At 44.2% G+C, this 9,370-nt stretch carries 10 protein-coding genes; 3 read left to right on the plus strand and 7 right to left on the minus strand.

What is annotated here, in order from left to right:
• The first annotated feature begins 176 nt into the window (after positions 1-176).
• The gene (locus tag JZI27_RS23985) at positions 177-1,172 is read left to right on the plus strand and encodes an HD domain-containing protein (protein ID WP_280209690.1); all 996 of its coding nucleotides are present in this window, start codon (positions 177-179) and stop codon (positions 1,170-1,172) included.
• 291 nt (positions 1,173-1,463) lie between these two features.
• Here JZI27_RS23985 and JZI27_RS23990 read toward each other — a convergent pair whose 3' ends face one another.
• Entirely contained in the window at positions 1,464-2,780 is a 1,317-nt protein-coding gene (locus JZI27_RS23990; RefSeq protein ID WP_280209691.1) for an MFS transporter, read from the minus strand.
• A gap of 306 nt (positions 2,781-3,086) precedes the next feature.
• Between JZI27_RS23990 and JZI27_RS23995 the strand changes: the two genes are divergently transcribed.
• Complete coding sequence (locus tag JZI27_RS23995; RefSeq protein WP_280209694.1) at positions 3,087-4,784, plus strand: LytS/YhcK type 5TM receptor domain-containing protein; 1,698 nt, start codon at positions 3,087-3,089, stop codon at positions 4,782-4,784.
• Complete coding sequence (locus tag JZI27_RS24000; protein ID WP_280209701.1) at positions 4,781-5,518, plus strand: LytR/AlgR family response regulator transcription factor; 738 nt, start codon at positions 4,781-4,783, stop codon at positions 5,516-5,518. The genes JZI27_RS23995 and JZI27_RS24000 overlap by 4 nt, the downstream gene beginning before the upstream one ends.
• Positions 5,519-5,588: 70 nt before the next feature.
• Here the strand turns inward: JZI27_RS24000 and JZI27_RS24005 are convergent, their stop codons facing one another.
• The 6 genes from JZI27_RS24005 to JZI27_RS24030 form a co-directional block, all read right to left on the minus strand.
• Positions 5,589-6,023: a DUF4183 domain-containing protein gene (locus JZI27_RS24005; protein ID WP_338068347.1), complete on the minus strand. Its 435-nt coding sequence runs from the start codon at positions 6,021-6,023 to the stop codon at positions 5,589-5,591.
• A gap of 101 nt (positions 6,024-6,124) precedes the next feature.
• Positions 6,125-6,409: a DUF4183 domain-containing protein gene (locus JZI27_RS24010; RefSeq protein ID WP_122911356.1), complete on the minus strand. Its 285-nt coding sequence runs from the start codon at positions 6,407-6,409 to the stop codon at positions 6,125-6,127.
• A 629-nt stretch (positions 6,410-7,038) separates the two neighbouring features.
• The gene (locus JZI27_RS24015) at positions 7,039-7,227 is read right to left on the minus strand and encodes a hypothetical protein (protein ID WP_280209696.1); all 189 of its coding nucleotides are present in this window, start codon (positions 7,225-7,227) and stop codon (positions 7,039-7,041) included.
• Positions 7,228-7,381: 154 nt separating this feature from the next.
• On the minus strand, positions 7,382-7,762 hold the full coding sequence (locus JZI27_RS24020; RefSeq protein WP_280209697.1) for an MmcQ/YjbR family DNA-binding protein: 381 nt from the start codon (positions 7,760-7,762) through the stop codon (positions 7,382-7,384).
• Entirely contained in the window at positions 7,746-8,156 is a 411-nt protein-coding gene (locus tag JZI27_RS24025) for a VOC family protein (protein ID WP_280209698.1), read from the minus strand. The genes JZI27_RS24020 and JZI27_RS24025 overlap by 17 nt, the downstream gene beginning before the upstream one ends.
• Positions 8,157-8,248: 92 nt before the next feature.
• Positions 8,249-9,052: a helix-turn-helix transcriptional regulator gene (locus JZI27_RS24030; RefSeq protein ID WP_122911365.1), complete on the minus strand. Its 804-nt coding sequence runs from the start codon at positions 9,050-9,052 to the stop codon at positions 8,249-8,251.
• Between the last annotated feature and the right edge of the window lie 318 nt (positions 9,053-9,370).

Genomic DNA, 9,370 nt, shown 5'->3' on the forward strand with positions numbered 1-9,370 from the left:
GCTCGTGAACGCTTGAATACAGAAGATTATGGTGATTTTTAATGATGTGAAAAGATTTATGCAACGCTAGTGAATCAACATTCAGTTTATAAAGAATAAAAACAGGAACATTTGTTTGTTAAATGGGAATTTTATGATAAAATGAATAAAATTGAAAATCAAAAGGTGAGAAAATAATGAAACTTTATGATGAATTATATGGGCAATATGAGGTTGAAGATGTTCTAGCAGAAATTATTAATACAGAAACAATTCAAAGATTAAAAAACATTCATCAAGCAGGTGCAGCTTACCTTGTAAACAATGAATGGAATGTAACCCGTTATGAACATTCGCTAGGAGTCATGTTATTAATCAGGAAGTTAGGTGGAACTATTGAGGAACAAATAGCAGGGTTACTCCATGATGTTTCTCATACCGCCTTTTCACACGTTGTTGATTTTGTTTTTGACATTAAGGAGCAAAATTACCATGAAAAGATTTTTGAGAATGTCGTTATGAACTCAGAAATACCTGCAATATTAACAAAACACGATATTAATTTAGACGATATCTTCAATATTGATATGTGGTCGATTCTAGAGCAACCGCTTCCTAAACTATGTGCTGATAGGTTAGATTACACTTTACGAGATATGTATTATTATTTTGGAACAACTCAGCAGGAAGTTGTAACCTTTTTGGAATCGCTGAAAATTGTTAATGGAGAAATTTGTGTTTCATCGGTGGAAATGGCGGAATGGTTCACAACTATTTACTATAAACTTGTCATTGATTATTTCTTAAGTCCCCTAAATGTTTATTCATATCATTCACTTGCTAATATCATAAGTCTTTCTTTAAAGAAAGGAATCTTAAATCTAGACCAGTTGTTGTTGAATGACCCAACCGTTCTTAATATTATTAAGTCAAGTAATGATAGTGAGGTTTTACATTTGCTTGAATTTTTAACATCTAAAGTCGAACTCGAAGAAAATGAAGCGAATTATGATTTTCATATGGTGGGAAAAGCAAGGATTATAGACGTGCCAGTTTCCTTCGACAATACAACCATCCATAACTCTTCAACATTATCCCCAAAGGTTAGAAAAATGAATGAAGAAGCAATGGAAAAATCAAAAAGAGGTACATTTGTCAAAATAAAAACACCCATGATTCCAATAACTTTCTAGAACACTTGAACACTGTTAACAACGGTTTTTATTAACTAACTCGACCATTATTAAAGCCAATTCATCTAAAAATCAAAAAGGAAGGGCGAAAATTCGCCTTCCTTTTTTTGTGCCATTTCAAATGTCATTTTTCATTTTGCACTCCAAAACCGAACCCGTTACCTCACAGTAGCAAGCTTTTTATTATTTCGCCTGTCTACCGTATGGGGAGCATATCAGGATCAACGAATGGTTGTCCTACTCTGCAGCTGTTTGTATTTGCTGCTTATTCCATTACATTTGTTCTGCAACTTACTTGCCATTTGCGGCGTCCAGCTCCGCTTCGATCTTGGAGGTTTTCGACGTCTCGCCCATGCGCCAGTAGACAAGGAGGCTCACGGCAATACAAGCTGCTACGTAGTAATAGAAGAGAGACTCGTATCCGATGCTTTTGAACCACAGCGCGATGAATTCCGCGGTTCCGCCGAAGATCGCGACGGTCACCCCGTATGGAAAGCCAACGCCCAGAGCGCGGATTTCCGTCGGAAACAGCTCGGCTTTCACGATCGCGTTGATCGACGTATAGCCTGTGACAATAATGAGGCCGGACAGCATCAGCATGAAAGCGGCATATGGACTTTTTGCCTGTTCCAAAAGCAAGAACATCGGTACAGTCCACAATGTTCCAAGAATACCGAAGCCAATCAGCAGCGGGCGCCGTCCAATTCGGTCGGACAGCATACCGGCGAGCGGCTGCAAGACGACAAATACAAGAAGTGCGATAAAATTGATCCAGCTGACTATCTCTTTCGGCAGTCCTACCGTAATTACCATGAATTTTTGCAAATACGTCGTGTAGGTGTTAAAAGCAATGGTTCCCCCAAGCGTAAGCCCGACGACTGCCATTACCGCCTTCGGATGCTTCATCAGCTCGCGAAGTGTACCTGCCTTGTCCCGGCTTTTCGACTCCATTTTGGAAAACTGTTCCGATTCGTCCATACTGCGGCGAAGCCACAGCACGGCTATTGCGCCAAGTGCTCCGATTACGAAAGGAATGCGCCAGCCCCATGCCATCATTGCTTCTTCGCTGAGCATTTGCTGCAGGATAATTTGCACACCCAGTGCCACCAGTTGTCCACTGATCAGTGTGACATACTGGAAGCTGGAATAGAACCCTCGGCGACCACTGGAGGCCATCTCGGACAGGTACGTTGCGGATGTTCCGTATTCCCCGCCAAGCGAAAGACCTTGGAGCAGACGGGCAAGAACTAGAATAATAGGAGCAATCACGCCGATGGTGTCATAGTTTGGTGTTACTGCAATCACCAAAGAACCACCCGCCATAATAGTCACAGACAGCGTCAGTGCGGCACGGCGCCCGTGACGGTCAGCGTATCGGCCCAGGAGCAAGCTCCCGATCGGTCTCATTAAAAATCCGATAGCAAAAACAGCGGCAGTATTCAGCAACTGGCTGGTAGGGTCGCCTTGTGGAAAAAACTGAGATGAGAAATACACCGCAAAAGCTGCATATACATACCAGTCATACCATTCAATCAGGTTCCCCATTGAACCTTTAAAGATGTTGCTTGTGATGCGCCGCGTATTTGCGCGATCACTCGATGACGTCATTGCTGCACCCTCCTTATGTTTGATCCGAATCCATTTGCAATTGGGATAGTTTAACCGCTTGCAAATGAAACAATACCTTTGCTCGTGAATGGAGGGGCATTGTTTACTTTGAAAGGGATTTCATTTTCACCCGGATGGATTCTTGAATAATCTGAACTATTTTTATTCTAGTTTGATTGGTTTGCTAGAATCCACCGAATCGTTCTGAGCATGCAAAAACGGCATCTGAGCTGCCAAAAATCCCAGATGAGTTGCATTGATTTATCAGTAAAATCGGGATACCCTTTACCAGAGGGGGCAGTGGTTATGACTTTCACTATGCTACTAGGACTGCTAGAAAACATTTCCGTGATCGCGGTAATCGCCCTCATCATCGGCCAGCTGGATTACTTTCGGAACATGGTGTACGGGAAAAACAACCGGCTGCGGATTGTGATCCTCTCTACGTTGTTCGGTTTTCTGTCGGTGATCGGAACGGAAGAAGGAATCCGGATCAATGACGCACTCGCCAATACGCGTATCGTAGGCGCTGTTGCCGGCGGTTTGATTGGTGGCCCTGTTGTCGGCATCTTTGCCGGCATCATAGGAGGTATTCATCGCTATTCATTCGGTGGATTTACCGCTGCTGCCTGTGCCATCTCGACCGTGTTGACCGGCTTCTTGGGCGGGTTCGTAAGTACGAAAAAGAATGTGCTGCGCATGAAGTGGCAGCATATTGTGCTGTTGGGATTGACAGCCGAGCTCATTCAGAAAGTAATGGTGCTTCTGATGGCCAAGCCATTTTCGGCGGCACTCGAGCTGGAAATAAAAATCGCGATCCCAACCACAATCGTGACGATTGCTGGACTGCTGCTGTTCTCGCGAGTGTTCCAAAATCTGAAAATGATGCAAGACCAGTCCGGCGCATTGGGTGCCGATCTGGCCTTGTCGATTGCGAGCCAAACGTTGCCGCATCTGCGGACAGGATTGAATGAATACTCCGCGGAAAAAACCGCTGAAATGATCCGTGAAATGGCAAAGGTGGATGCTGTCGCCATTACCGACCGCGAAAAGCTGCTCAGTGTGAAAGGCGATGTACTGGAGAATCATTTGCAGAAAAAGACGCTTTGCTCACAGGTAGCGGAAGCTGTTTTGGCCCAGCATTCAGGGGTATACCGCGACAAAAATCTTGTCTTTCCAAGTCGGCTTCGCCTAAAATCGGTTATCGCCGCATCGTTATATCATCAAAACCAGAAGATTGGGACGCTGCAATTCTACTATAAAAGCTCTTCTTTCAAATCTTCTAAGACGAACCAGAAGCTAGTGGACGGCCTCGCCAAGCTGCTTTCCGTCCAAATTGAACTAGCGGAGATTGAGCATCAAGCAAAAATGCGTCAGCAAGCTGAAGTGAATGCACTCCAAGCGCAAATCAACCCGCATTTTTTGTTCAACACGCTCGGGACCATCATGTCCTATTGCCGGACAGATCCTGACCAGGCGAGAACATTAATCGGTCATTTAAGCGATATTTTCAGGCGTAATTTGAAAAGCAAAGGGAATGACCACAGCTTGCAGGAAGAGCTGGACGGAATCCATTCGTATGTGGAAATCGAAAAGGTCAGGTTTGGCGATCGCTTGAAGGTCAACATGGAGATCGACGAATCGCTGCTGGATCGCAAATTGCCTGTCCTGACGCTGCAGCCTATCGTGGAAAATGCCATTCACCATGGACTTTTTCCAAAGATCAGCGATTGCCTGCTTACCATTCGAGTAGTGCCGTCCGACCAAGAAGTGAAAATCAGTATTGAGGATAATGGCGTTGGAATGAGCGAAGAGCGTTTGGCTGAAATTTGGAGCGGCCAATCAAAGGGGATCGGTCTTGCCAATGTTCATCAGCGGCTGCAGTCGATCTACGGCAAAGAGTATGGCCTCACGATTCAAAGCAAGCCTGGTTTGGGAACGGTTGTATCCTTTGCAGCTCCGTTATCCGAATCTGAAAAGGAAGTGATAGCTACGTGTTCATGAAAACCATGATCATCGATGACGAGCCAGCGATTTGCTCCGAATTGGAGTATTTGCTGAAAAAATATATCGATATTCAAGTGGACGCTATCCATACCAATCCAGCGGAAGCTTTGGCTACGATCATCGCTACCGAGCCTGATTTGCTTTTTCTTGATATTCAGATGCCCGGGATGAACGGACTGGACTTTGCCAAAGCATTGAATCAGCTGTCCAAGCCCCCATTGATCGTTTTTTCGACTGCTTTTCATGAGCACGCACTGGAGGCCTTTGCTACTCCTGCTGTGGGGTATTTGACCAAGCCGATCATGGAATCGAAGCTGGATAATGTGATCCAAAAAGTGAGGACACTGGGGAGCAGGCCGGACGTCAATGAACGCACCGCGACGGCTCCCAAGCTGGAAGAGCAGGTATGCATCCGGAAGAACAACAAGATCATTCCGATCCAGGTGGGGCAGATTTTCTTTGCTTTTGTGCGGGAGAGAGAATTATATGTTGCGACAAAAGAGAGTATCGACAAATGCGACTTGACTATGAATGAGCTGGAAGCGATTTTGAACAGGTCCGGATCATTCTTTAGAAGTCATCGGAACTATATCTTGAACTTGAAGCAGATTAAAGAAATCATCCCTTGGTTCAACAACACGTATTTGATTAAGATGAATGATGAGAGTCATACAGATATTCCTGTTAGTCGAGGGAATGTGAAGGCGTTTCGGGGGTTGATGAATTTTTGAGTTTACTAGTGAAAATAAACCGAACGGAGCGGAAAGGGAGTCTCTTTTTGCTCCGTTTTTGTGTCCCTTTTTATCCTGTAGTAATTTTGATGAACTGCAGGATTAGGGGAACTCCCTGCACTGGGATATCACTTAGAATCAATGCTCCAGGCTGCACCGTATACAAACTGGGCGATTGAAGGATTCCATTAATAAACAGATTAACAACGGATACGGAGTTGGGATCGAGTATACCGGAAGTACTGAATGAAATGACAGCATCACTATTTGTATACACATTTTTCATTCCGTCCGAAGTAGCCGTATACTGATACACCTCTGTTTGTAACAAACCCGGAGTACAGGGGCATGGAGGGCAGGTAGGACAAGGCTGTCCCGGATATATATCTGGGCAACCTAAAGGTGGGAAAACGAGATACGACGTACTTCTCGAATGTACATTACTCACTGTATTTTGTTTCGTCACATAATACCTCATCTCGAACTCCTTTCTTAAAAGAGACATGGGGAATGCAAATGCGTTCAAAAAAATGAATCATCATTCGAATAAGTAGGTAAACCCCAACCGAACATTGTCGTCTTGGAGTTTACCTTTTTCATTCTTCTTTAGTTCACCACGAATTCTACGGTAATGGGTGTACCTCCGTTTTCAGCATCTCCATCTGGAATCGTAATGGTTGTTGTTGTAACTGTCGAGGTATTTCCTTGCTGCAGAACACCGTTAATGTAGAGATTGTAGTAAGCAAACGTACTGGGAAATGCAGTGGCCGCGGCTCCTGCATCATCGTCAAATGCGGTGGCTGCAATAGCAAACGTTGCACCAGTGCCTGTCCCAGCTCCCATCGTTGAGTTGAATCTCACTGAGGTGATAAATGGTTTAATAATTGGCATTTCAAACACCTCCTCACACTGTAAATATAAGGAAAATTCCTTACTTGCTTCTAGTAAATGAATGGAGTCTTACTTTTGAAACGGACAAATATCGGAAGCGTTTTGCGTATTTTTTCGTATTGATTTTAGACAACTTGCCCGGATTACTGTATGACAAGAATATAACGTGGATTATTTTAATGTTATGGTTTATTGGATTCTCCGTAGCATCTTTGCGCATGCTGTCGAATGGAAGCTGATACTAATTAATCAAAAAGTGAGTTCTTCTCATTTATGCGAACTCTGATGTCCTTTTATGCAAACAAAAAAACGGCATCTCTGCCGTTTCCGTAGTCTACACTGCCAGTTTAGCGCTCTCCCTCTGTTGATAGTTGCACATTCCTGCTCAGTTGTTATTCTTCTTCTGAACAAGGCGGAAATAGCATACCCCTTTCGATAAATTGACTAACGATAATATGGTCAGCCATATAATCAGTGATGACATAGTGTTCCATAGTCCTAACCAAGGCACAACTCGTCCAGCTCCAATAATTGTCGCTAATGGTGACAGAAATACGAGAATCAGGAGTGGAAGCAATCCCCCGACCAGTGAGAAAATCAATTTCCCGGTCGTGATGCGCTTTTTGCCTCTATGCATGCGAAAGAGCGTGTACGCGCTCCACATTATGGTAGAAATGATCAGCAGAATCACTGCTCATTTCTGACAAAGAGGAAGCAGTGCCGGTTTTCTCCGGAGGTACAGAGGCGACAACCAGGTCCGTATTTAGTACCATCAACGGACTGAGTCCCAGCATGATGATAATGCTCCCGATCACCATAGTCTGCACCCCCGGAAAAGTTCATTTTGGTGGAGCTAGCGGGATCGAACCGCTGACCTCATACGGACAGCGTATCATACTCACAGCGTAGCTTGTTCCACTGACCTATTCGACAGGAAACCTGGTATGGTTTCGTACCATATGTGTGCCTGTTTCAAGAATCGATCTTTTTACCGCCGTGATTAAAAGATCGATTGCAAGATTCACCGTAGGCTTTAACCAGTTTTTTAGGTGATACAAGCTTCCACGCTTGTATCAGTAAATCACTACATTCTTTTTGATCGATACGATCGATGCGAACCATCATATAGGAAAGCTTCGCGAAACTGTCAGGCACATGAAAGACCTCCGGGGCCATCGACGTATATGCGTCCCGGTCATCATGCGTCGTTTTCATTGCAACAGATACACCATCAGGCTGAATCACTGCAAAAATTTTGTTTCTCACCCGAAACGAACATTTTCCCCAATGCTCGTGTTCTTCTGTCTCCGGCAGGGAAAGCGCTAAGCCTCGAACATCATCTGTAGTAACCACGCCCCTCACCTCCCGTAAAAGTCGCGATATACCAGTGGTTGCCGAAAGGATCCTCAATGCCGCCGCTGCGCTCTCCATAAGGCATATCCGCCGGTTCATATAGTGAATTGCTGCCCAAGTCAAGCGCCCGCTTGTAACACTCATCCGTATCGGGTACAAAAATATGCAAGGTATTCGTTCTTGGCGGAAACCTGTCATTTTCCTCAGACAATTCAACGATCGTGTCTCCAATTCGAACTTCCGCATGTGTGATCAAGCCATGCTCATTCATTCCTCGGTTCAACTCCTGGGCATCGAATACTCTTTTCAGAAAATCGATCATCTGATTTGCATCTTTTACCGTGAAGTACGTCGTTACATGTTGGTATCCTTTGGGCGTAAACGTATCACTCACAATACTTCCTCCTTTTTCTAATGGAATAAAAAAACAGGCTACTATTTTCATTCTAGCCTGTAAGCATAATCCTGTATTGTAAATTTCTGAACTTAACTGAGGAGCGCAGCGTGATTATGGTGCCTTCCTGAAATGGATCGATAATCACTTGGGTTGATGCCGGAAAAGGATTGAAAATCTTTGATGAAATGAGCTTGATCATAATATCCACAAGCGAGCGCAATATCCGTCCATATGATCGTATCGCCATTCCCTATCAAGCGCATTGCTTCTTGGAACCGAAAAATGCGATTGAATTGCTTAGGCGTCATGCCGATTTCTTCTTTGAATAATTGATTGAATTTCCTATGACTCATACCGATGTGTTCAATAACTTCGGACACCCGAGAATGAGGCAGTTCTTTCAGTGCATAGAGTACCGATGGATTTCGTTCCATCGGCAGCAACGCAGATGACAGCAATCTTCGTTCCAGTACTCGGAACATCACTTCCGGCGTTTGCGCAGCCAGCAGCTCGTCTCGAAGTTCATTTGCTCTTGCTCCCCAGAAAGTATCTAACGAAACATGTGTATTAAGGAGCTCAAACAGGGGTTCCTTCATAAACATGCGAATGCCACCCGGTTTAAAATGGATGCCTATTGTAGTCGCCTCTATGGCGGTGTCTATGACAAAGTAATCTACATGCGGACCACAAATCATGGTATGACCAAGCAGCAGCTCTTTGTTTTCTCGATTGAAGAGTCGAATCTGCTCCTCCCCGAGATTGATTACAACTTCAACAGAGCCGTCGGGTAATGCCAGCTCCCTGGAATGAGAAGGATGATACCCTTGCATATACCAAAAACTCTCAATGAACATAGACAACGGCATTTGCGGTGCATATGTGCGCAGTATCATAGATCATACGCGACGAGTTGCTTTTTACATAGAATAAAACTTCGTGTCGCGTGTCTCCCCCTTCACCATAGTTTGTTGATTATTTTATCATTCGGGAAATGAATATGTAAATATATGTAAGTTTCGGTGATTTGCCTTGACCGGACACGGACGATAGCTTCATAATGATAAATTCGTAAAAAAACGGGAACTCTGCCGTTTTTCTTAAGATCCTTTTTATCGCAATCTATAAGAAACCTTTGTTACCTCCCACTATAAATTAATGTTTTCTCGCGTTTGCTCACTCATTCTTAGATTTTCAACCATCAACATTCCAGA

It is taken from the genome of Brevibacillus sp. AY1 (assembly GCF_029870785.1).
Taxonomy (GTDB): Bacteria; Bacillota; Bacilli; order Brevibacillales; family Brevibacillaceae; genus Brevibacillus; species Brevibacillus invocatus.

Coding starts and splice junctions, on each gene's coding strand:
- JZI27_RS23985 (WP_280209690.1), top strand. CDS start 177: ATGAAACTTTATGATGAATTATATGGGCAATATGAGGTTGAAGATGTT.
- JZI27_RS23990 (WP_280209691.1), bottom strand. CDS start 2,780: ATGACGTCATCGAGTGATCGCGCAAATACGCGGCGCATCACAAGCAAC.
- JZI27_RS23995 (WP_280209694.1), top strand. CDS start 3,087: ATGACTTTCACTATGCTACTAGGACTGCTAGAAAACATTTCCGTGATC.
- JZI27_RS24000 (WP_280209701.1), top strand. CDS start 4,781: ATGAAAACCATGATCATCGATGACGAGCCAGCGATTTGCTCCGAATTG.
- JZI27_RS24005 (WP_338068347.1), bottom strand. CDS start 6,023: ATGTCTCTTTTAAGAAAGGAGTTCGAGATGAGGTATTATGTGACGAAA.
- JZI27_RS24010 (WP_122911356.1), bottom strand. CDS start 6,409: ATGCCAATTATTAAACCATTTATCACCTCAGTGAGATTCAACTCAACG.
- JZI27_RS24015 (WP_280209696.1), bottom strand. CDS start 7,227: ATGGTGATCGGGAGCATTATCATCATGCTGGGACTCAGTCCGTTGATG.
- JZI27_RS24030 (WP_122911365.1), bottom strand. CDS start 9,052: ATGATACTGCGCACATATGCACCGCAAATGCCGTTGTCTATGTTCATT.